The organism is Megasphaera vaginalis (ex Bordigoni et al. 2020) (assembly GCF_900240295.1).
Classification (GTDB): Bacteria; Bacillota; Negativicutes; order Veillonellales; family Megasphaeraceae; genus Megasphaera; species Megasphaera vaginalis.
This window is the reverse complement of sequence record NZ_OEQB01000003.1, coordinates 200,568-224,437: the sequence shown is the minus strand read 5'-3', so window position 1 is coordinate 224,437 and position 23,870 is coordinate 200,568. Positions and strand designations below refer to the sequence as shown.

Annotated in this window: 19 protein-coding genes and 2 pseudogenes; all 21 read left to right on the top strand. The window is 48.9% G+C overall.

The window, feature by feature from the left end:
• Nucleotides 1–36 precede the first annotated feature (36 nt).
• The 21 genes and pseudogenes from rlmD to C0977_RS05230 all read left to right on the top strand — a co-directional run bounded on the left by rlmD (nt 37) and on the right by C0977_RS05230 (nt 23,790).
• Nucleotides 37–1,422 carry a 23S rRNA (uracil(1939)-C(5))-methyltransferase RlmD gene (rlmD, locus tag C0977_RS05330; RefSeq protein ID WP_101912730.1) on the top strand — a complete coding sequence of 462 codons (1,386 nt, stop codon included), beginning with the start codon at nt 37–39 and terminating at the stop codon, nt 1,420–1,422.
• Between the two features lie 333 nt (nt 1,423–1,755).
• On the top strand, nt 1,756–1,953 hold the full coding sequence (locus tag C0977_RS05325; protein WP_101912665.1) for a helix-turn-helix domain-containing protein: 198 nt from the start codon (nt 1,756–1,758) through the stop codon (nt 1,951–1,953).
• 41 nt (nt 1,954–1,994) lie between these two features.
• A pseudogene (locus tag C0977_RS05320) lies at nt 1,995–4,685 on the top strand (N-6 DNA methylase).
• Nucleotides 4,679–5,896 (top strand): restriction endonuclease subunit S, encoded by a 1,218-nt coding sequence (locus C0977_RS05315; protein ID WP_101912664.1) that lies wholly within the window; start codon nt 4,679–4,681, stop codon nt 5,894–5,896. Before C0977_RS05320 ends, C0977_RS05315 begins: the two are co-directional and overlap by 7 nt.
• Nucleotides 5,897–5,907: 11 nt before the next feature.
• Nucleotides 5,908–9,018, top strand: coding sequence for a type I restriction endonuclease subunit R (locus tag C0977_RS05310; RefSeq protein ID WP_101912663.1), 3,111 nt, complete (start codon nt 5,908–5,910; stop codon nt 9,016–9,018).
• Nucleotides 9,011–9,775, top strand: a complete 765-nt coding sequence (locus C0977_RS05305) for a M48 family metallopeptidase (RefSeq protein ID WP_101912662.1) — start codon at nt 9,011–9,013, stop codon at nt 9,773–9,775. Before C0977_RS05310 ends, C0977_RS05305 begins: the two co-directional genes overlap by 8 nt.
• Nucleotides 9,741–11,336 carry a hypothetical protein gene (locus C0977_RS05300; RefSeq protein ID WP_101912661.1) on the top strand — a complete coding sequence of 532 codons (1,596 nt, stop codon included), beginning with the start codon at nt 9,741–9,743 and terminating at the stop codon, nt 11,334–11,336. Before C0977_RS05305 ends, C0977_RS05300 begins: the two co-directional genes overlap by 35 nt.
• A 382-nt stretch (nt 11,337–11,718) precedes the next feature.
• Nucleotides 11,719–12,129, top strand: a complete 411-nt coding sequence (locus tag C0977_RS05295; protein WP_200814223.1) for a sigma-70 family RNA polymerase sigma factor — start codon at nt 11,719–11,721, stop codon at nt 12,127–12,129.
• Between the two features lie 189 nt (nt 12,130–12,318).
• Nucleotides 12,319–13,095, top strand: a complete 777-nt coding sequence (locus C0977_RS05290; RefSeq protein ID WP_101912660.1) for a phage antirepressor — start codon at nt 12,319–12,321, stop codon at nt 13,093–13,095.
• 2 nt (nt 13,096–13,097) lie between these two features.
• Nucleotides 13,098–13,481, top strand: coding sequence for a DUF4406 domain-containing protein (locus tag C0977_RS05285; protein ID WP_101912659.1), 384 nt, complete (start codon nt 13,098–13,100; stop codon nt 13,479–13,481).
• Entirely contained in the window at nt 13,478–15,808 is a 2,331-nt protein-coding gene (locus C0977_RS05280) for a virulence-associated E family protein (protein WP_101912658.1), read from the top strand. Before C0977_RS05285 ends, C0977_RS05280 begins: the two co-directional genes overlap by 4 nt.
• 230 nt (nt 15,809–16,038) lie before the next feature.
• Entirely contained in the window at nt 16,039–16,377 is a 339-nt protein-coding gene (locus C0977_RS05275; protein WP_023054517.1) for a hypothetical protein, read from the top strand.
• A complete protein-coding gene (locus tag C0977_RS05270) occupies nt 16,304–16,651 on the top strand; it encodes a VRR-NUC domain-containing protein (RefSeq protein WP_234987579.1) in 348 nt (115 codons plus the stop codon). The genes C0977_RS05275 and C0977_RS05270 overlap by 74 nt, the downstream gene beginning before the upstream one ends.
• Nucleotides 16,648–18,005 (top strand): annotated as a pseudogene (locus C0977_RS05265) (SNF2-related protein). Before C0977_RS05270 ends, C0977_RS05265 begins: the two are co-directional and overlap by 4 nt.
• On the top strand, nt 18,002–18,223 hold the full coding sequence (locus tag C0977_RS05260; protein ID WP_101912656.1) for a hypothetical protein: 222 nt from the start codon (nt 18,002–18,004) through the stop codon (nt 18,221–18,223). The pseudogene C0977_RS05265 and the gene C0977_RS05260 overlap by 4 nt, the downstream one beginning before the upstream one ends.
• Nucleotides 18,220–18,645: a DUF1492 domain-containing protein gene (locus C0977_RS05255; protein ID WP_101912655.1), complete on the top strand. Its 426-nt coding sequence runs from the start codon at nt 18,220–18,222 to the stop codon at nt 18,643–18,645. Before C0977_RS05260 ends, C0977_RS05255 begins: the two co-directional genes overlap by 4 nt.
• A 139-nt stretch (nt 18,646–18,784) precedes the next feature.
• Nucleotides 18,785–19,135, top strand: coding sequence for an HNH endonuclease (locus tag C0977_RS11265; RefSeq protein ID WP_101912729.1), 351 nt, complete (start codon nt 18,785–18,787; stop codon nt 19,133–19,135).
• 136 nt (nt 19,136–19,271) lie between these two features.
• Complete coding sequence (locus C0977_RS05245) at nt 19,272–19,832, top strand: P27 family phage terminase small subunit (RefSeq protein ID WP_101912654.1); 561 nt, start codon at nt 19,272–19,274, stop codon at nt 19,830–19,832.
• Complete coding sequence (locus C0977_RS05240) at nt 19,825–20,610, top strand: S-adenosylmethionine synthetase N-terminal domain-containing protein (protein WP_023054449.1); 786 nt, start codon at nt 19,825–19,827, stop codon at nt 20,608–20,610. The genes C0977_RS05245 and C0977_RS05240 overlap by 8 nt, the downstream gene beginning before the upstream one ends.
• Nucleotides 20,607–21,848 carry a site-specific DNA-methyltransferase gene (locus tag C0977_RS05235; RefSeq protein ID WP_101912728.1) on the top strand — a complete coding sequence of 414 codons (1,242 nt, stop codon included), beginning with the start codon at nt 20,607–20,609 and terminating at the stop codon, nt 21,846–21,848. The genes C0977_RS05240 and C0977_RS05235 overlap by 4 nt, the downstream gene beginning before the upstream one ends.
• Nucleotides 21,838–23,790 carry a DNA cytosine methyltransferase gene (locus C0977_RS05230; RefSeq protein ID WP_101912653.1) on the top strand — a complete coding sequence of 651 codons (1,953 nt, stop codon included), beginning with the start codon at nt 21,838–21,840 and terminating at the stop codon, nt 23,788–23,790. Before C0977_RS05235 ends, C0977_RS05230 begins: the two co-directional genes overlap by 11 nt.
• Nucleotides 23,791–23,870 lie beyond the last annotated feature (80 nt).

Genomic DNA, 23,870 nt, shown 5'->3' with positions numbered 1-23,870 from the left:
AAAGCCTCAGACGATTCAAATTATGGGGAGGACATTATGGCACAACATGCGACGGTTCCCGTACAGAAGGGGCATACGTATACCATTGAGATTACACGCTTAGGATCAAGCGGCGAAGGAATCGGCCGCGTCGACGGCTTTACCATTTTCGTTCCCTTTGCGCTGCCGGAAGAGACGGTAGAAGGGGAGATTACAGTCGTCAAAAAACAGTATGCGACAGCTGTGTTGAAAAAGATCGTCAAGCCTTCTAAGGAACGCGTCAAACCGCCGTGTCCCGTCTATGACCGCTGCGGCGGCTGTCAGCTCCAGCACCTTTCCTATCCGGCTCAACTGGTCATGAAACGGCAGCAAGTGGCAGACGCGCTGGTACGCATCGGCCATTTGGAATCTGTTCCCGTTTTGCCGACTTTAGGTGCAGACGATCCGTGGCATTATCGCAATAAAATGCAATTTCCCGTCGCCGCAGGAGCGAGACGCTCACTGGCAATCGGTTGTTTTGCCGCCGCAACTCATCGTGTCATCAATGTAGATGAATGTTTCATTCAAAAAGAAGGCAACAATCGGCTCATTCCTATTTTGCGGCAGTGGATGAAAACCTATAAAATACCGGCCTACGACGAAGATCAGGAGACCGGTATCGTGCGTCACCTGATGGGCAGAGTCGGCGTGCATACAGACGAAGTCATGGTCTGTCTCGTCACCGCCTGTGATATGGTCCCGCATTTGAAGGACCTGACACGGATGCTGTGTGAAGGTATTCCGAATTTGACCGGTTTTGTTCAAAACGTCAATAAGCGGCATACTAATGTCATTTTAGGAGCGAAGACCAAAGTGATTTATGGGAAACCGACCATTCGCGATTCTATCGGTACGCTGACCTTCAATATTTCGGTGCAATCCTTCTTTCAAGTCAACAGTGAGCAAGCGCAGCGTCTTTATGAAAAAGCCTTGGAATTTGCCGATCTGAAAGGACAAGAAACGGTCGTCGATGTCTACTGCGGTACCGGTACGATTACACTCTTTTTGGCGCAGCGGGCAAAGCAAGTCTATGGCATTGAAATTGTGGCGCCTGCCATTAAAGATGCCGTAAAAAATGCCGGAGACAATCGGATCGGTAACGCCGAATTCCTCCTCGGTGACGCCGCCTATAAACTGCCGGAACTCCTTGGCAGCGGCATTCGTCCTGATGTCATCATCGTCGATCCGCCGCGGGCAGGCTGTGAAGAAAAAGTTCTCGCCGCCATTGCTCGCGTCAAACCGAAACGCATCGTCTACGTCTCCTGTAACCCGGCCACCCTTGCCAGAGACTTGGCCTATATGGCGGCAAAAGGCTATAAAACGGAAAAAGTTCAGCCCGTCGATATGTTTCCTATGACACATCATGTGGAGACGGTCTGTTTGATGTCAAGAGTGAAGGACTAAACTGTATAAAAAAGGCTTGAAATCAAGGGGTTCCAAAGAAAAGTCCGGATTCAGACGGGTGATCGGGATCCCTTTTTTAGACCGTTTGACAACAGTTCTGACTACTGGAAAATAGAGGACTGTAACTACAGAACTGCTTTTTGCCATATTGAGACTACAGAAATGTTGTCAGGGGTTGTTTTGGAGATATTGAGACTATGGAACTGTTGTCGTTATCTTAGCCACCACGAAAAATGATATAAAAATACTTAAACCGTTGAAAAAATACAAGCTATCTGGTATAATATCCGTTGGAATATTGCGTACACATTTGCGTAAGTGAGGAGAACCTAAATGAGCGAAATCATAAAGGGAGAAAAGTGGATTGGGACGAAAGAGGCGGCGGAGTATCTTGGTGTTCAGCCTGCCACTATTCGTGATTGGATTCGCAAGGGCAGAGATATCCCGCGAAAGAAGATAGGAAAAGCCTGGAAGTTCAAACTCTCCGAACTAGAGGAGTGGATTGCCAGTGGGAAAAGTGCAATCGAATGATAAATGAATATTCAAATTAAGAATGGAGATATTTAGAGGTTATGGCTGTGAAAAAATCGGAATTATATGCTCTCCTTTGGGAGGCGTGCAATAAACTGAGAGGCGGCGTGGAACCGGCAAGGTACAAGGACTATGTGCTTGTCCTGCTCTTTTTCAAATATGTGTCGGACAGGTACAAGGGACAGCCTTTCGCTGAGTTTACCATCAGCAAGGGTGCGTCCTTTGAGGATTTGATTGCCGCCAAGGGGAAGAGCGATGTTGGCGAACGGTTGGATAAGATTATCCAGAAGTTCCTTGAGGACAACAGGCTCCAAGGTTCCCTTCCCGATGTCAGCTTCAACAATCCCGACGAACTTGGCTCTGGCAAGGAACTGGTCGATAGGGTGTCTGGCTTGATTGCCGTATTCCAGAATCCGGCGATTGACTTCAAAAATAACCGCGCCAGCGGCGATGACATCATCGGCGATGCCTACGAGTATTTCATGATGAAGTTTGCGCAGGAGTCCGGCAAGAGCAAGGGATAGTTCTATACGCCGAGCGAGGTGTCCCGTATCATCGCGCGGCTTATCGGCATCGGCAACATCCGTCAGATGCCGACCAAGAAGTGGACCCTGTACGATCCGGCCGCAGGCAGCGGAAGCCTTCTCATCAGGGCGGCGGACGAGGCTCCCGTGGATGAGAACGGCGATTCCATCGTGACCATCTTCGGTCAGGAAAAAGACCATGCCACGGCGGGCCTGGCAAAGATGAACCTCATCCTCCATCAGAAAGGCACAGGCGAAATTAAGCGCGGGAACACGCTGGTCGATCCCGCGTTTACGGACGATTTTGGAGAACTGAAGAAGTTTGACTTCATCGTCATGAATCCGCCTTTTTCCGATAAATCTTGGAGAGATGGCATCAAGACATCCGAGGATAAATACAAGCGTTTTGACGGCTACGGCATTCCTCCCGAAAAGAATGGAGACTATGCCTGGTTCCTCCATGTTCTGAAATCCCTCGACAGCAACGGCAAGGCAGGCATCATCATGCCGCACGGCGTTCTGTTCAGAGGCAACGCGGAAGAAACCATCCGTATCAAAGTACTGGAAAAGAGATACATCAAGGGCATAGTGAGCCTTCCCGCAAACCTGTTTTACGGAACGGGCATCCCCGCCTGCATCGTTATCATCGACAAAGAGGATGCGGGAACCAGGGAGGGCATCTTCCTGATTGACGCAAGCCGCGGATTCAAGAAGGATGGCAACAAGAACAGACTCCGTGAACAGGATATTGAGAAAATCGTACAGACCTTTACCAGCAGAAAAACCGTCAAGGGTTATGCCCGCTTTGTAAAGTACACGGATATCCTGGAACAGAACGCGGGAAATCTGAATGTGCCTCGATACATACAGAAAATCGATGATACGCTGCCGCAGAGTATCGCGGCACATTTGAAGGGCGGTATTCCCGGAACGGATATCGAGTCGTTGAAAAGGCTGTGGGACATCTCCCCGGCTTTGAAGCAAGAAATCTTCACCTGCGTGGATGAGGCGCACAATGTATATAACCTTGCTCTTCCGTCCGGTGAGATCGAGGGCGTGATCGGGCAGGATGACAGCATCCTTGCAGAGAAGCAGAAAGAAACCGATGCGATATTCGCGCAGTGGCGAGAGTCGGTAAAGGACATCCTGCTCGGTATCGAATCTGACACAAATCCCAAGGAACTGATCCGCACCATTGCGGTTATGCTCCTTAAGGCTTATGAATCCGCACGGCTTCTTGATAACTATGATGTGTATGACTGTCTGCTGAATTACTGGAATGCAAAGTTACAGGATGATGTTTACGCTATCAAAGCCAGCGGCTATGAAGTCGGTCGGGAGATTGAATACGAGTATGCGCAGAAGAAAGCGAAGGATGAAAACGGAGAGACGATCTCTGTGGACGATACATCCAAGGTAAAATCCTTCGAGGGCGCACTTATTCCGAGAGAGATTATCGAGGCGGTTTATTTCGCTAACGAGCTTGCCGCGATTAATGAACTGATGGAGCAGTCCGCTGCTCTTGAGGTAGAGCTTGACGAGATGCGCGAGGAGGAATCCGGCGATGAGGGCTTGCTGAAGGATGTGCTGAATGATAAGGGTGACAGCATTCCGAAGGCAAATCTCAACAAGCGACTCAAGGAACTGGAAGGAAAAAAGACCTCTCCTGTCATGGATACCATGACACAGCTTGTTTCCCTCTTTGACGAGGGCAAGACGGATGAGATGGAGGTGCTTATCCGGGATATGCCGGAACTTGCGGAGTACGATATCCGCAACAAGAACGGCACCTTCGGAAAGGCAAAGCTGAAGACGGCGTTCAAGGCTGCCGCTGAAACCGCTGTTGTGCCGGAGATTTATAAGGATGAATATGATGCGCTGACGGCATATGCTGCGAAATCCGCCGAAAAGGATGAGGCGGACAAGGCTTGGAAGGAAGCCCGCAAAGCTCTAGACGAAAAGGTCGAGACAAAATTCGGCGAATTGACGGTGGATGAGATCAAGCATCTCCTCTTTGACATGAAGTGGATGGCAAAGCTGGAAGCGGATATCCGTGATGAGATCGAACAGGTGCTGAACAGCCTGTCCTCCAAGGTTCTTCTGATTGCCAAGCGATATGAGCATACGCTGGGCGAGATCGAGGACAGAACCGCAAAATCAAGAGCGGCGGTAGTGGCGGCTCTGGAAAGGATGGGATACAAATGGTGACTTATCCGAGTGATTGGGATAAAACGGATATTGGAAGCTGTGTGCATATACTTCAGGGCGGTACGCCGAGAACAACCAATGAAGCATATTGGAACGGTAATATTGTGTGGGTGACGCCAGGGGAAATAACCCAACTTAATAATTTGTTTGTCAATAATTCGGAGAGAAAAATTACTGAGCTGGGATTACAAAATTCTTCGGCCACACTGCTTCCCAGTGGAACGATTCTATTGTGTACCCGTGCTACTATTGGAGATTTAGCGATTGCGGCAAAACCATTAGCAACCAATCAGGGTTTTAAAAATCTTGTTTGTAAGAAGAATGTAGATAATATCTTCTTCTCTTGTTTGCTGCGTACTTGTAAAGAAGAAATGATTTCACGAGCTATTGGGACGACCTTTTTGGAAATATCAAAAAGCGAGCTTTCAAAAATAGCGGTGCATATTCCTGATTATGAGGAGCAGGTTGATATTGGTAGGACTTTAAGAAACTTTGACACTTACATCGATGACCTTGCCGAGTTGATTGAGAAGAAGCGCGGAATTCGTGATGGTGCACTGGAAGATTTGATTTGCCGGAATACACGGTTAAATGGATTTGAAGGTGAATGGACGAAGGTATCTTTTAATCAAGTCATTACACCAAAAGCGAGAATCGGCTGGCAAGGTCTGAAAAAGAACGAATATTTGAGAACAGGGTACAGTTATCTAATTGGCGGCACGGATTTCTCTCATGGAACCGTCAACCTTGATAATATCTGGCATGTTTCTAAAGACCGCTATGATATGGATGTGAATATCCAGGTTTCTGAAAATGATGTGCTGGTGACAAAAGACGGAACTATCGGTAAGGTGGCACTTGTCCCTAAGCTTCGAAAGCCTGCTACGCTTAATAGCGGTGTGTTTGTATTCAGAACAAACAACAGATTGTTGCCAGCATTCTTATTCAGAGTATTATCATCGTCCGTATTCAAAGAGTTTATCGATACTCTGTCGGCAGGGTCTACGATAAAACATCTGTATCAGAAGGATTTGAAAAACCTTGAATTTGAAATCCCTGTAGACAAAAATGAACAGAAAGCTATTGCAGACGTTTTGACTGCAATGGACGAAGAAATCGAAGTATTGGAAATTGAACGAGAAAAAATGATTCAAATCAGAGAAGGCGCAATGAATGACCTGCTGACGGGTCATGTCCGCCTGAGTGTTTAAGGAGGCGCAAGATGGCAACAGTAGATGCGGAAAAGAAATTACAGAACAGAGTTCTGCACTGGCTGGTTGATGATCTTGGCTATACCTATAAGGGGAATCTCGAAGACCAGGACAACACACCTGTCAAGGAAGAATGGCTGAAGGCGAATCTGAAAAAGCGCGGCTATTCCGATGACCAGATTAAGACTGCCATCAGTGAACTGATTGGCAAGGTGAATAACCAGTCCGATACGCTTTATCAAATCAACCGCAGCGTATATTCCCTGCTCCGCTATGGCAGACAGGGTGCAAAGGACGAGAACGGTCATCGCCAGACTGTTCATTACATTGACTGGGAAAACATTGACAACAACGACTTCTTCGTGGCGGAGGAAGTATCTGTCCTGCGCTATGACAAGGTGACGAGGAAGCGCCCCGATGTGGTTCTTTACATCAACGGCATCGCTCTTGCCGTCTTTGAACTGAAGAGTTCCTATGTCAGTGCGGGTAAGGGTATCCGTCAGCTTTTGCAGAATCAGAAGCGTGAAAACATCCTGAACTTCTTCAGCACGGCGCAGTTCCTCTTCGCCGGCAATGAAGCAGAAGGGTTGTTCTATGGCACGGTTGGAACTTCGGAGAAATACTATCTCAAATGGAAAGAGGACAAGAAAGCGACCGATGACCTTTCGGCTGAAATAAAGCTGTTGCAGGTCAAGGAAGTCAACCGCCTGCGTGACGGCGTGGTATCTCTCTGCCAGAAGGAGCGGTTTCTTTCTCTTGTACACGACTTTGTGATATATGATGCGGGCATTAAAAAGGTCACGCGCCATAACCAGTATTTTGCGAATATCGCTGCCCGCAAGCGTATTCAGGACGGCGAGGGCGGTATTATCTGGAACACGCAGGGTTCCGGCAAGTCGCTCATCATGGTATGGCTCACCAAGTGGATTATCGAGAACATTAACGACAGCCGCGTGGTTATAATCACCGACCGTGACGAACTTGACGATCAGATCGAGAGCCTCTTTATCGATGTGGAAGAAAAGGTGCGTAGGGCGAAAAGCTGTGCTGATCTGCGCTCCATCCTGGATAAAAATGAGGATGCCATCGTCTGCTCCCTCATTCACAAGTACGGTCATAACGCCGGAAGCCAGTCGGATATCGACCAGTATCGCAAGGAACTGCTGAAAGACCTGCCGAAGGACTTCAAGGCGAAAGGCAACATCATCGCTTTTATTGACGAATGCCACCGTACCAATTCCGGCAAACTTCATGAGGCGGTGAAGGCGTTGATGCCGGAGGCTATCCTGATTGGCTTTACCGGGACTCCGTTGCTTAAAACCGACAAGAAATCAAGCATTGAAACCTTCGGCACATACATCCATACCTATAAATTTGACGAAGGCGTTGCTGACGGAGTGTTTCTTGACCTGCGCTATGAAGCGAGGGATGTCGACCAGGATTTATCAAGCCAGGATAAAGTCGATTTGTGGTTTGAGCAGAAAACGCAGGGCTTGACCGAGCGTGCAAAACTTCAGTTGAAACAAAGCTGGACATCCATAAATAAACTGTACAGTTCAAAGCAGAGACTGGAGAAAATCGCGTCCGATATCGTGTTTGATATGAGCCTAAAGCCGAGGCTTAAAGATGACCGCGGTACGGCTATGCTCGTGGCGGGCAGCATCTATGAAGCCTGCAAATATTGGGAAATATTTCAAAGCAAGAACTTCACCAAATGCGCCATCGTGACTTCCTACGAGCCGACTACACAGAGCGTCAGAACAGCTACTTCCGACTTGTCGCAGGAAAGCGAAGAAGAATACAAAAAGAAAATATACGAGCGGATGCTCGGAGATGAAAAACTCGCCGAGTTTGAGAAGCGTGTCAAAGAGCAATTCAAGGATGAGCCGGCGCAGATGAAACTACTGATTGTGGTGGACAAACTGCTGACTGGTTTTGACGCTCCGAGCGCGACATATCTGTATATCGACAAATCCATGCGTGACCATGATCTGTTCCAGGCTATCTGCCGCGTTAACAGACCTGACGGCGAGGATAAGGATTACGGATACATCGTGGATTACATGGACTTGTTCCGCAATGTTCAGCTTGCCGTTGCTGACTATACCTCCGAGGCGTTTGACGGCTACGACAAGGAAGATGTCGAGGGTCTAATCAAGAACCGCTATGACGAGGCGAAATCAGAACTGGAAGGAACGCTCACTTCGCTTGAGGCTCTGGTTGAAAATGTACCCGCTCCGCAAGCTGACACCGATTTTATCGAATATTTCTGTGGTGAAGACAGCGAGGACGAAGAAAAGACAGCACGGAGGGATACTCTTTATGTTCTTACGGCGTCTCTCTCTCGTTCCTTTGCGAACTGCTGTGACCGCCTGGTAGCGGATTACGGTTATTCCGAGGATGATGTAAATCATCTGCGAGGCGAGATTTCCGGGTACAACAAAATAAAGGAAATGATAAAGCTGGCAAGCTGCGACTATATCGATCTTAAGCCTTACGAGGTCGATATGCGCTATATTCTCGACACATACATCCGCGCCGAGGATACAAGGGTTGTCAGCGAACTTGGCAATATGTCTATCGTTGAACTTCTCCTCCAGGGCAAGACCACCACGCCCGTTGACCTGGTAAAAGACCTGCCGGGTAACGATGAGGCGAAGGCAGAGATAATTGACAACAACTTGCAGTATGAGATCGTAAAAAAGATGAGTTCAAATAACGTGTATTACGGAAAGCTGTCCGAGATGCTCAAGAAAATCATCATTCAGCGTAAGGTTGAAGCGATGAGCTACGAGGAATATCTGCGTCAGGTTGTGGAACTGGCGGAAGCGATCCTTCACCCAGAAACGAACGGCAGTTATCCAGATGAGATTAAGGGCAGTGCGGCAAGGCGCGCTCTCTACGATTATTTTGAAGAAAATGTCAAATTGACGATTGATGTGGACGGGGCAATCCGTGGTTCAATACAGCCGGATTGGAAGAGAAATTTTCAAAAACAGCAGCGTATAAGACTTGCTATTTATAAAAAATTATTGCTTCATATGTATACCGAAGACAGAGCTACCGAGGAAACTAACAACGTCTTCGATATTGCACAAAGGCAGGAAGAATACGATGCGTAATGATGAAATGCTTATCGGCGGATTGCCGGTAGAGGTGAACAGGAAGAAGAACTTGAAAAACCTCTATGTCAGAGTCAATCCGCCGGAAGGAAATGTAACTGTAAGCACACCGATGGAGCTATCGAACGAGGATATAAAACTCTTTGTCCTTAAGAAGCTTCCGGAAATAACGAAAGTCAGGGATAGGATGCTCTCGCAGGAGTGGCAGAGCAAGCGGGAATATGTGTCCGGTGAGTCCCATTATCTTTGGGGAAAGCCCTACCGCCTGCAGGTCGTTTACGAAGGCACACAGCATAAGATAGTAAAGTCTCCGACCAAGATCATCATGACTGTGCCGGAGGGGACGGATACCGATGCACGAGAAAGGCTGTTCACCGAATGGTACAGACAGGAATTAAAGCGTGTGCTTGAGTCCGTAAGAATAGGATGCGAGAAAAAGACCGGCGTTCATGCAGATGAGTTCCGCATAAAAAATATGAAAACCAGATGGGGAACCTGCAACATTGAAAAACGCAGGATATGGATCAATCTCCAGCTTGCCAAGAAGCCGATAGAATGCCTCGAATATGTGGTGATACACGAACTGGTGCATCTGCTTGAGAAGAACCATACTCATAGATTCCATGCGCTTGTTGAGAAGTATTGCCCGACATGGCGCGAAGCAAAGAAGATGCTTGCCACCATGCCGTTGGATTACATGGAAAAAGGAGAGATGGATACGGATGACGAACAAACCGACATCGAGCGATATCTTTGATATAAATAAGAAAACGGGAGCCTTGATTCTTGGGAAGAACCGACTTGATGATTATGCGACTAAGTACCTGACAAGGCATTGTAAAAAGGCTCTTGAAACGCCGATGCCGTTGCCCGTTGATGAGATATTGCAGAAAGCAAATCTCACGGTCAAGGAAGTCTCTCTGTCCCGCAACCTGGACATTTTTGGGTGTTGTCTTCTTCTCGATGGCGAGGTAGAAATATATGATCACGAGCAAGGCACATCTAAAACCGTATCCTTTCCGGCGGGAACAGTTCTGATTGATCCCGATTCCGAGGCAATGTACGGAGAAGGCACAAAACGAAACACGCTCATCCATGAGGCTCTCCATTGGGAAAAGGATAAAACATATTTTGAAATACTGGCGGTAAAGAACGCGGCGGCATCCGAAAAACTGTATCCAATTATGTGCCGCCAGTCTGAAACTTTCTACGAGCCGCCGAAAGGGAAAAAGACAAAAGAAAACGAAGTAAAGTGGCTTGAATGGCAGGCGCACCGATTGGCTCCGCGGGTGTTGATGCCGTTTGATATGTTCAAGAAGAAAGCGCTTGAACTGATTGACAGTTATCAGAATCCGCAGAACGACATTATTCCGTTATGTGACACATTGATTGAGGATTTAAGTGCCTTCTTCATTGTGTCTCGCATATCTGTTAAATACCGCCTGATTGAAGTCGGGCTGCTCGTTCGCATATCCGGCTTCGAGGATTTTGACGCCGTTTTTGCGGAAATTAATAATAGCCAGGACCTTGTCGCACTGACTCCCGTGGAGGCGTATCAATTATTGAGTCTGGACTCCTCTCTTCGGGAATGGGTCAGCGGCGGTCAGTTTGTTTTTGCTGACGGATACTTTGTTCTGGCGGATAAGAAATACATAACCGCAAAAGAAGACGGTCTGCATCTGACGGCAAAAGCCAAAAAGAACCTGGAGCAGTGCGTCATCAATATCCGTGAGCAGAAATATACGACATACCAAAATATTCAGAAGGACTTCTTGGGATTTGCTGTTCTTTATCGTGAGGAAGGAATCGATCAGCGTATGCTGACATTCCATCCGCAATACCAAGCAAATTTCAAGTACGAAGCGGATGATGTGTATTCGGCGTTCCGAGATCATATCCTCACCTATGATGAGAACGAAGAAATCGAACTGATTAAGCGGCTGGGTGATCCGACTACCACGCTCTGCCAATGCTTGTGGTATCTGATGGAAAACAGAAAGTGGAACTACCCGGAAACATTTAACGACAGAACAGGTCTGCATAAGAACTATCACGGAAAAATAAAGAATGACAAGTACAATAATATGGGTACAGAGGTGCTGATGGCTATCTGTGTCGGCTTGCGACTAAACCTCCGCATCGTGGAAAAGATATTCGACAAATCTGACAACAAACTGAATTATTATCAGGACCCCGACAAAACCTGTATCCGCATTTTAGAGAATATGCCCGGATTATCCCTACAGGATTTCAACGGCATTTTGAAGCAGGCAGGCATCAAAGAACTGGGCAGCACAATAACAATTGATCCCGATTAAAATTTCGATAACCCACTGAGTTGGCTTTGGACCCCGAAAGGGGTCTTTTTTTATGCCCTGAAATAGGAAAAGTGGCTATTTGCAAGGGGGTTTAACCAACTCCATGAGTTGAGCTTAAAAATTCAATACGGGCAATAATTAATTCAGGTAAGCCAAAAGCTTACAAATGTAATCAAATCTCATAGTCCGAGATGGCCATTAGGACGATGGGATGCATAGAGAGTTCAGGCGGCGGTAATTAAGACCGCTATGGAAATGAAGATGCACCCACCGTTAGATTTCTGCGCCCATTTTCGGATTTTCAGGAGTCTGTGGTTCATCTTTACCGCAGGCTCCTTTTTGCGTTCCATCGTCACGGCCACGGACGGAAAGGAATGCAAAGATGAAATTGAAGGTACGTTATGACGAGAGCGTTCAGACAATCAATCTTGACGAGAAAGCAGCACAGGAAATGTGGGTAAGCCTCGGTTTTGAGGATGAGGAAACCGAGCAGGAAGAAAAGGAACGCCGTATCCAGGAAGCTTTTGATGAGCAGTTCAATAGGCCTGAATACAACAACTGGCACAAGTTTGACCGCCATCGCGGCTACAGCAAGGCGCAGCCCGGAAAAGACGGCATCGAGGATGAGATCAATTCATCCGAACCATTAATGGACGAAGTCGCGGATGACCGCATTTTCCGCAAATACGAAATAGAACACGAAAAGAAAGAAGATTATGAAGCCGTATGCCGGTGGGTGCGTAAGATTCTGGTCAAAAAGCCGGAATGGGCCGATGCCTTTATAGCAATTTAAATGATGAATCAATTCGCAACTACGCCGCTCGCATAGGAGCGGATGAAAACAACATCACGCAGAAGCTGAAGCGGGCAAAGAAAAAATTTAGAGAAAATTATAAAAACCGTCAGATTTAATCGCCTCCCAAGGCTACCACTTAGGAGGCAATAACGTCCTCCGTAAAAAAATTTTAAGGAGGTAATTCTCATGAATGAATTACAGGTTTTTAACAATGCGGAGTTTGGCTCCGTGCGCACAACCGTTATTGACGGAAAGCCTTTCTTTGTTGGCAAGGACGTGGCCGATATTCTGGGTTACAGCAATCCCCGCAAAGCCCTGGCCGACCACGTGGATGCGGAAGATAAAACAGATGGGGTAACGATTCGTGACTCCATCGGACGAGAACAAAATCCGATTCTCATCAATGAATCAGGTCTTTACAGTCTCATCCTCCGCAGCCAGCTCCCAAAGGCAAAGCAGTTCAAAAGATGGGTAACTTCTGAGGTTCTTCCGGCAATTCGCAGACATGGCGTTTACGCAATTGATGAGATTTTAGAAAATCCGGATCTCGCCATTGCCGCGCTTACTCAGTTAAAGGAAGAGAGAAAGCGCAGGAAAGAACTGGAGCTTACCGCTGCAGTTCAGAATCAGCAGATTGCGGAACTTAAACCGAAGGCAAGCTACTATGACCTGATCCTGCAGAACAGGAACACGGTTCCGGTTACGCAGATTGCCAAGGATTACGGCATGAGCGGAAGAAGATTCAACGAACTGCTTCATGACCTCGGCATCCAGTATAAGTTCCGTAAAACCTGGCTTTTATATCAGCACTACGCGGATCTGGGATACACCCAGTCCAAGACGTTCGCCATTGATGCGGAGAAAAGCGTGATGCATACCTACTGGACGCAGAAAGGCAGACTTTTCCTTTATGATCTTTTGAAAAATGAAGGAATCCTGCCGCTGATTGAACAGGAGGCATAAGCATGGAAGGCAAGATAATTTTTAACAACACGGCAAGGGCGGGAGAAAAACCCGCCTTCCGCCCGCTGGTATATATCTGCGCGCCTTATTCCGGTGACGTGGAAGAGAATACGAAAAGGGCGGCCGCTTTCGCGAAGTATGCCTATGACAAAGGGAATATTCCGCTGACGGCGCATCTGCTGTTTCCTTTTATGGATGACACTAACGAAGAGGACAGGAGAATCGCCATTTTCATGGACATTGTCCTGATGGGTAAATGCCAGGAGGTCTGGGTATTTGGAAACGAAATTACCCGGGGAATGAGAATTGAAATTGAGAAAGCGAAGAAACGCAGACAGAAGGTCAGGTATTTCAACAGTAAATTCCAGGAGGTGGAGGAAAAATGAGGGATCTTGCCATCGCCTATGGGAATAACCGTCAGGCGAAAAAATGGGTGAACAAAACCATAAGCTATGATGACTTGAAAGCGCGGCTTAAGGTGACCATTCGCACAACGGAGTCGGCGGAGGAATACGCCAAGATGAGCAGGGCGCAGCGTGATATCGCAAAAGACCACGGAGGCTTTGTGGGCGGCGTGCTGAGAGGCGGCCGCCGCAAGGTGGATACCGTGGAGCTTCGTTCCATGATTGCGCTTGACGGAGACCGGATCGATAAAACGTTTCTTGCTGATTATGAAAAAAGCGCGCCCTATGCTTCCTGCCTGTATACGACACATTCCAGCACCCCGGAGAATCCGAGGGTGCGTCTTGTGTTTCCGCTGACAAGGGATGTGACAACGGAAGAGTTTGTCGCCGTATCAAGGTATCTTGCTGAGATGCTCGGTATCGATTTCTTCGATGAATGTTCCTATCAGCCTAATCAGCTGATGTACTGGCCGTCCTCTCCGCAAAACGGCGTATTCGTGTTTAAGGAAACGGAGAAGGACTGGCTGAACCCTGATGATATTTTATCCGCTCACCCGGAGTGGACGGATCCCACAAGGCTTCCGACATCGTCTCGTGAGAGCAAGGCAAATCAGGTGACAAAGGAAAAGGTGAAGGAGCCACTTGCAAAAGATGGAACGGTCGGCCTATTCAATAGAGTCTATTTTCCAATCTCCCGAGCGCTGGAGGATTTCCTTTCCGATGTCTATGAACCGACGGATAATGAGAACCGCTGGCATCTTATAACGTCATCCAGTATGGCGGGAGTGGAAATCATCGAGGATAAATTTGTGTATTCCCACCACGCCAAGGATCCCGCCTATCTGAAGCTCTGTAACGCCTTTGATATCGTCCGCATCCATAAGTTCGGCGATTTTGATGATAAGGAATCTTTTAAGGAAATGTGCGAGTTTGCTATGCAGCAGGACGAAGTAAAGGTGGCTGCCGCAAACGAGAAGTTGTCAGAGGCGGAAGAGGACTTTTCCTATGTCGACGACTGGAAGAAAAAGCTGCGCTATACATCGAAAGGGGCGGTTTTGGAAAACTCCCTGTATAACGCGAAACTCATCATGCAAAACGATCCGCTGCTGAAAAATATCGTGTTTAATCAGCTGGCGGACGGGCTTGAGATTAAAGGCGATGTGCCGTGGCAGCATCCGGCGAAGTTCTGGCGGGACGCAGATGACGCGCAACTGATCTGTTACGTGGACGATCATTACGGCACATTCTCGCAGAGAAACTATGACATCGCCGTGACTAAGGTGGCGGATGACCGTTCCTATCATCCAATCAGACTGTATTTCGAGGCACTGCCTCCCTGGGACGGTGAAAAACGCGTTGACACCTTATTCATCGACTATTTCGGCGCGGACGATAACGACTACATCCGCGCCGTCTGCCGGAAGACACTGTGCGCCGCGTATATGCGCGTTTACCATCCCGGAATTAAGTTCGATTATCTTCCTGTGTTCAACGGAGCGCAGGGAATCGGAAAATCGACCTTCATTTCGAATCTTGGCATGGAGTGGTTTTCCGACAGCCTGACGCTTTCCGATATGAATGATAAAACAGCGGCGGAGAAACTGCAGGGCTACTGGATTCATGAGATTGGAGAACTTGCCGGAATGAAGAAGGCCGACCTCGATAAGGTGAAATCCTTTGTATCACGGTGCGATGACAAGTACCGCGCCAGTTTCGGCAAGCGCGTCACGCCTCATCCGAGGCAGTGCGTCTTCTTTGGCACGACAAATTCCGAGAACGGTTATCTGCGTGACGTCACCGGGAACCGCCGTTTCTGGAACGTGAAAGCGTCCGGCAGGAGCAAATATAAGCCGTGGGACATGACGAAGGAAGTGGTGGAGCAAATCTGGGCGGAGGTCATTTTGCTGGCTAAGGCGGGTGAAAAGCTATATCTTGATCCATCCCTGGAGACATATGCCCGGGAAGAGCAGCGTGAAGCGATGGAGCAGGATGACCGTGAAGGGATCGTGCGTGAGTATCTTGACATGTTATTACCAGAAGCCTGGGACGATATGGATATGTACCGCAGAAGGGACTATTTCCGTGATCCTTCCGATCCTACAAGGCCGGAAGGAGTGAGGAGACGCATGGAGGTATCGAACCTTGAAATCTGGTGCGAGTGCTTTGGCAAACCGAAGGAGGATATCAAATCATCCGACAGCTATGCTATAGCCGCCATCATGAAACGGCTTAAAGACTGGGAGAAGAAGGAAGAGCGAAAGCGCGTACCGATTTACGGCAGGCAGCGGATTTACGAGCGGAAGGAGTAATGGGAAGGGACAAGCTGCCGGGACAACTTATCATGGGTTGTCCCGCCGTCAAAAAGTTGTCCCCTTGAAAACAGCGGATTGGGACAGGATGGGACGGACAGGACAGGAATTTCTATATTAAATCAAATCATTATTTATTAACTATAGCGTACCCGTAACACGTGTATTTCGCGCGTATAGGGATTTTTGGCCGCTTGTCCGTCCCGTCCTAAATAAACGGAGGAATCATCATGGTAAGCAAAAAAGAAAGAACAATGGAAAGATACATGAAAGCGGGAGCTGAGATGCGCCTGTTTAAGAACCTAGGAGCGAAAATGCGCACCGCTATCGGCTATGTGCTATCCGCGGCAGACCAGGATAAATTGATGCGGGCAATGAACAGGATCGATGAAGTCTGTTCAAAAGCTGAGGATAACATGTTCTGTGATTATCCGAATATCTCAAATGAATATACCGATGTGTTTTACGGAAATAATGTAGAGGATGCGCCGAGAAATGGTGTGGACAAAAAGATCATTGAAATGGCAAGGGAGGCTGCGGATGAACTCTTTACGGGAAAGAGATATTGAAAAGAAGCTGGTGGAGGCAGTAAGGAAGTCGGGCGGTCTTGCTCCTAAGTTTGTAAGTCCCGGTCTTGACGGCGTGCCTGACCGCATCATCCTGTTTCCAAAAGGCCGCGTGGCTTTTGCGGAAGTAAAAGCTCCGGGGAAAAAGCCGAGACCTTTGCAGGCAAAACGCATAAAGCAGCTGCAGAGTCTTGGCTTTCAGGTCTACGTGATTGACGAACCGGAGCAAATTGAAGGAGTAATAAAAAATATACAGACGGGAGGTGATGCCGAATGAAGTTCATAGCGCATGATTATCAGCGGTACGTGAGCGACTATATCGAAACGCATCCGATTGCCGCGATATTTCTTGATATGGGCTTAGGTTAGGCAAGACCGCTATTACGCTTACCGCTCTGTTTGACCTGTGCCTGGACCGATTTCTTATAAGAAAAACGCTTGTTATCGCGCCGCTTAGAGTGGCGAAAAACACATGGCCATCGGAGATCAAAAAATGGGATCACCTTGAAGGGCTTATGTATTCCGTGGCGGTCGGATCGGAGGCGGAGCGCAAAGCGGCTCTTATGCAAACGGCGGATATCTATATCATCAACCGAGAAAATGTGGACTGGCTTATCACGAAGAGCGGCATTCCGTTTGACTTCGATATGGTAGTGATAGACGAACTGTCATCCTTTAAGTCCAATCAGGCGAAACGGTTTAAAAGTCTCTTAAAGGTAAGGCCAAAGGTGAAACGAATCGTGGGACTTACAGGAACTCCCTCAAGCAACGGACTTATGGATTTATGGGCGGAGTTTCGCATTCTCGATTTTGGAGAAAGACTGGGAAGGTACATCACTCGTTACAGAAACGCCTACTTTACTCCGGATAAACGAAACGGCGAGATCATCTTTTCATATAAGCCGCTTCCGGGAGCGGAGGAAGCCATCTATCAGAAAATATCAGACATCACGATTTCCATGAAATCATGCGATTATCTCAAACTCCCTGATTGCGTGATCAATGAAGTCCCGGTGCGCATGGACGAGAAGGAAACGGAAGTGTATGAACGATTCAAAAAAGACATGGTGGCGAAAATCAAGGACAAGGAAATAGATGCGGCGAATGCGGCCGTTCTTTCCGGGAAACTTCTGCATATGGCAAACGGATCGGTCTATGACGAGGACAAGAATGTGATCCGCATCCATGACCGAAAACTTGAAGCGCTGGAAGATATTCTGGAAGCGGCGAATGGAAAGCCTGTCCTCATCGCATACTGGTATCAGCACGATGCAGAGCGAATTAAGGAAAGGTTCTGTGTCCGTGAGATTAGGACATCCAGGGATATCGAAGAATGGAACGCAGGAGAAATCCCCGCGGCCACCATTCATCCGGCATCAGCAGGTCACGGATTGAATCTTCAGGCCGGCGGTTCCACGCTTATATGGTTTGGGCTTACATGGAGTCTCGAACTGTATCAGCAGACGAACGCGAGAATTTACAGGCAGGGACAGACGGAAACGGTCATTATTCATCACATCATCGCCAAAGACACGATTGATGAACAGGTCATGAAGGCGCTTCGTAAAAAAGAGAAAACTCAGAATGCGCTGATTGACGCTGTCAGGGCGAATCTGGCGGTGAAAAGATGATGAGTTCCTATGAGAACCTTGCTTGCGCCATCATCCTGCAGGCGGTGAAGGATTATCGCGCGGCAAGGAAAAAACTGAAACATTACCCGAAGAACAAAGACGCGAAGCTCATGGCAGAAGACCTCGAGAGGTTCTTTCGTTCCGATTGGTACGCATTGCTCACATCCTTTGATGGAGAAATGCTGCTTACGAAACTCAAGGAGGAAGAAATCTCATGACAGTAAAGGAATATTTTTACCAGGCATATCGTCTGGATCATAGGATAAATTCAGATATAGCGGAAATGGAAACTCTAAGAGAAATGGTGTGTTCCGCCCACTCTCCCGGATTTGAGGAACACTATAATCCGAACCGTCCTACGGATGCTCCTTTTGTAAAAAGCCTTGAGAAGGTATGGGAACTCCAGGAAAAGATAGATGATGAGATTAACGGGCTGGTCGACCTAAAAAAACAGATGCGGAGCGTGATAGGAGCTATTCCGGATATTGATGAGCAGCTGGTTCTTCGCTACAGATATATTCATAACTATACTTGGGAGCGAATCGGGGAAGAACTGCACGCGGACAGAACAACGGTTTACCGCTGGCACGAATCCGCGCTTTTGCATGTGACTCTTCCGGAAAATCCGATCAAAATATAAACCTGCACGTTTTGCAACACTTTGCAACAAGATACCACTGTGGCATATGTGATATAGTAAAATCAGTAAAATTGAATGATGAACAAGGCCTCACAGGAGAAATCCCGTGGGCTTTTCTTATGGGCGAAAGGAAGCGCGCATGCCAAGAAAACCGAAACGGCCATGCCGTTACCCCGGCTGTCCCAACCTAACGGACGGTGGTGTTTACTGCGAGAAACATGAAAAAGTAATGCAAAGGCGCTACGAGAAGTTTCAGCGCGGTTACTCCCCGGGCAAACGATACGGAAGAGCCTGGAAAAGAATCCGTGACAGATATATAGGTCGGCATCCGCTCTGTGAGATGTGCCTTACAAACAAGAGATACATCAAGGCGGAGGAAGTCCACCATATCATTCCTCTCTCGGAAGGCGGAACGCATGAGGAGGCTAACCTTATGAGTTTATGCAGAAGCTGTCACGAGAAAATTCATAAAGAGCGCGGTGACCGGTAGGGGCGGTCAAATCTCTACGAGCCTTCCATGCGGAAAACGGTGCGGGGCAACGCGAACGAAAAAAGCAATTTCAAAAGGGTAATAAGGGCGGCCGTCTGTGGTCGCTCAAAATTTATGTAGGAAGGCGGTGGGAACGGTGCCGACAAAATCAAATAATACGGGCGGCAGAGGCGGCAAGCGTCCGGGTGCGGGCCGTAAGAAAACCGCCGTCCGTGAGAAACAGGAAAACGGGAATCCCGGCGGCAGAAAGCTGGAGGTGCTGAACATCCCGGACACGCAGGGCGAGGATATGCCGGAGCCTCACGAGTTCTTATCGGCTCGACAGCATGACGGCTCCACGCTCTTCGCTGCGGAGATATACAGGGAAACTTGGGAGTGGCTTGATGATCTCGGTGTAGCAAAAGCCGTATCGCCGCAACTGCTCGAACGCTATGCCATGTGTTCTGCACGGTGGATTCAGTGCGAGGAGATGACCACCAAACTCGGATACCTATCCAAGCATCCGACTACAGGCAAGCCTATCACCTCGCCGTTTATCAATATCGGGATAAATTACATGAACCAGGCGAACCGCCTGTGGAACGAGATATTCCAGATAGTCAAAGAAAACTGCTCCACGGAGTTCGGCAGAACGAATCCGCAGGACGATGTGATGGAACGGCTCCTAAGAGCCAGAAAGGGAATGAACGATGTTTGAGAAAGTGAATCCTGCGCATCCGGATAAACTTGCCGACCGTATCGCCGGGGCAATCGTGGATACCGCATACAGAAAAGAAGAAAATCCGAAGATTGCCGTGGAAGTCCTGCTCGGTCATGGAATGTGTCACATTATCACGGAAACTTCCGTGCATATTCCGAAGGGCGATATTACATCTATCGTTCAGCGAATCGTGGGAAATGTAAAAATCAGCGTTCAGGAAGTTCCGCAGGACGGCCACCTCTCCCGAAACCAGGATGACGGTTTCCGCTGTGGAGACAACGGCATCTTCAAAGGCGTGCCTGTGACGGAGGAACAGAAAAAGCTGACAGGGATTGCCGCCGACATTTACGGGAAGCATCCGTATGACGGTAAGTATATTCTTGACGGCGATAACCTGACTATCTGCCAGAGCAAAGCCGAAACGCAGCAGCTGAAGAAAACATATAAAAAAGCCGTAGTCAATCCCCTCGGCAACTGGACGGGCGGCACGGATGTGGACTCGGGCGCCACCAACAGAAAACTCGGTTCTGATATGGGCGATTCCGTCACGGGCGGCGGCCTGCACGGCAAAGACCTGTCCAAGGCTGATGTGTCCGTGAACATTTGGGCATGGCTCAAAGCACAGGAAACGGGAACGGTTGTGGAGCTTTCCTGTTCCATCGGTGATGACACCGTGGGCGGCACTCCGTATTCGGAGATCGTGGAGACCGCAAGGAAATACATCTCAGGTCTCGGCGGTTTTGAGAAGTTTGCGGAATGGGGGCTGATACGATGAAAACGACAACCGAAATGCAGCTTGTACCGATTGACAGGCTGATACCCTATATCAATAACGCAAGAACGCACAGCCCGGAGCAGATCAATAAACTCCGGGCTTCTTTGCGGGAGTTCGGATTCATCAATCCTGTGATTATCGACAGGGATTTCAATGTTATCGCAGGTCACGGCCGCATCTTCGCCGCCAAGGAGGAGGGTATCAAGGAAGTACCCTGTGTGCTTGTGGATTATCTTACCGAGGCGCAGAAGAAAGCCTACATCATTGCCGACAACCGTATGGCGATGGACGCCGGCTGGGACGAAGAACTTCTGCGAGTTGAGATCGAAGCTCTGCAGGCAGAGGCTTTTGACCTTTCCCTCACGGGCTTTGACGAGGTGGAGATTGCCGGCCTGTTTGGAGACGATTCCGATGTGCAGGAGGACGATTTCGATGTAGATGAGGAACTGGAAAAGCCAACTTTCTCCAAGAGCGGCGATGTGTGGACGCTCGGACGGCACAGACTGGTCTGCGGCGACTCCACGAAAGCGGAAACCTTTGATACGCTCATGCAGGGACGAAAAGCAAACCTCGTGGTTACCGATCCTCCCTACAATGTGGACTACGAAGGGGCTGCCGGAAAAATCAAGAATGACAACCTGGCTGACGAGAAGTTCTATCAGTTCCTCTTCGATGCCTTTTCCAAAATTGAAAAGGTCATGGCGGACGATGCGTCCATCTATGTGTTCCATGCGGATACAGAAGGTCTGAATTTCAGAAAGGCATTCTCGGACGCGGGATTTTATCTCTCCGGCTGTTGTATCTGGAAGAAACCAAGTCTTGTACTTGGACGCTCCCCTTACCAATGGCAACACGAGCCTTGCCTTTTCGGCTGGAAGAAAAAAGGCAGGCACCAATGGTACTCCGACCGCAAGCAGACCACGATATGGGAGTTTGAGAAAACAAAAAAGAATACGGATCATCCGACCATGAAGCCCATACCGCTTTTGGCATATCCGATTCAGAATTCATCCATGAGCAACACACTCGTACTCGATCCGTTCGGCGGCAGCGGTTCCACGCTGATTGCCTGCGAACAGACGGACAGGAACTGCGCCACCATAGAACTGGATGAGAAATACTGCGATGTCATCGTGAAGAGGTATATCGAGCAGGTCGGCTCCGCGGACAAGGTTTCCGTAGAGAGGGACGGCAAGATATACAACTATGCGGAACTGGAGGCGCCGGATGGAGAGTAAAATGAAACTCGGCTCCCTCTTTGATGGAAGCGGGGGATTTCCGCTTGCGGGGCTTATCTCCGGAGTGGTGCCCGTGTGGGCTTCAGAGGTAGAGCCTTTCCCAATCAGGGTAACCACAAAGCGTTTTCCGCAGGTAAAGCGCTACGGCGACGTATCAAAGATGGACGGCGGCAAAATAGAGCCGGTTGACATTATCACATTCGGCTCGCCTTGCCAGGACATGAGCATAGCGGGCAAACGGGAAGGTCTGAGAGGTTGTCGGTCTTCTCTTTTTTATGAGGCAATCAGGATCGTCAAAGAAATGAGGGAGGCTACCAATGGCGAATATCCGAAATACATCATCTGGGAGAACGTCACAGGCGCATTCTCCTCAAACAAGGGCGAGGATTTCAGAGCAGTCCTCGAAGCGGTCTGCTCGGTCAAAGAAAACAAAGCTGATATTCCTCGATATGACAAATGGCCGAACGCAGGACTTGTCCTGGCAGACGGTTTCTCAGTCGCATGGAGGGTATTTGATGCTCAATACTGGGGAGTTCCCCAGAGAAGAAAACGCATCTACCTTGTCGCAGATTTTGATGGACTGTGTGCCGGAAAGATATTATTTGAGTCCGAAGGCCTGTCAGGGCATCCTTTCGAGGGCTTCAAAGCGTGGCAAGGAACTGCCGGAGGTGCTGAAAGCGGCATTGGAGAGGCAGGCGGTATTTGCCTGAATGACCAAGGCGGGCAGCGTATGGATATCACTGAGGATGTGACGGGAACGTTACGAGCAGAGGCGCATCATCCGCCTGTGGTCATGGGTTCGGCGGGGTTCTGTACGGAACACTCTGAAAAGAGCCGTTCTATCGGCTATGAGGAAGAAAAATCCCCTACACTCCGTGCCGGCGTCGTTCCTGCGGCGCTGATGTTTGAGAATCACTCGCAGGACACGAGATACACGGGACCGCTTGATAAATCGCAGACCGTCCTTGCTACCTTCGGAACAGGCGGCAACAACCAGCCGCTTGTAGTGCAGAAGCCGAAAACCTACGATGTGCGTTTCACATCCGAAGCCACACGGAATGCAAGGCAAAATTGCTATGAGACCGATACGGCAAGAACCATCGACACAGGCGGCAACGCTCCCAATTCCAACCAAGGGGGCGTGGCCGTGGTGGAGGTCAAAGCCTACGGCATCAGTTCGGATAAAAGCCATGCGATGCTTTCAGATAATCCTCACGCAGGGATTTACGAGGCTGAAACCTCTCGGACGCTCGATACAAGGTGCGCAGATTCCGGATGCAACCAGGGCGGCATTGCCGTGGTTGCCATCGAGGGAAACGGCACAAGACCTTCCCACAAGGGCAGCGGCTATTCTGAAGAGAACGTCAGCTATACCTTAAACGCTACGGAACAGCATGGTGTGGCTTACGGCATAGACCGTGCGACATACAACATGGGACAGAACGCGCGGTTCGGTCTTGCCATCGAGGAAGAGGTCGAGCCGACTATGGTGGCAAAAGGTCCCGGCGCTGTCGCTCATCCCGTCTATACCACGAGCAAGAATTCCTACCACACAGAGACTGAGGAAGATGTGGCGAATACGCTGGTCGCTACGGATTACAAAGATCCGCCGACCGTAATCGAGGAGCCGTATTACATCGTACGAAGGCTCACTCCCACCGAGTGTGCAAGGCTGCAGGGATTCCCGGACTGGTGGTGCGCTGACCTCGGAACGGATGATCCGACCGATGAGGAGCTTGCTTCCTGGAGGGATGTTTTTGAAACGCACAGGAATGTCGTGTCCGGCGCATCCAAACCGAAAACGGACAAGCAGATAATCAAGTGGCTCTCCGATCCGCATACGGACTCCGCCGAATATAAGATGTGGGGCAACGGTATCGCACTCCCGTGCGCTGTTTTCGTGCTGTCAGGCATTGTGTACTACTCACAGTTCCGAGTCTGATATTCTGGCGATAATTCTACAAAGAAAATCCCGTTATTCGCTTGCTATTTTAGGGCTTTAGAGTGATGTATATAACAGCC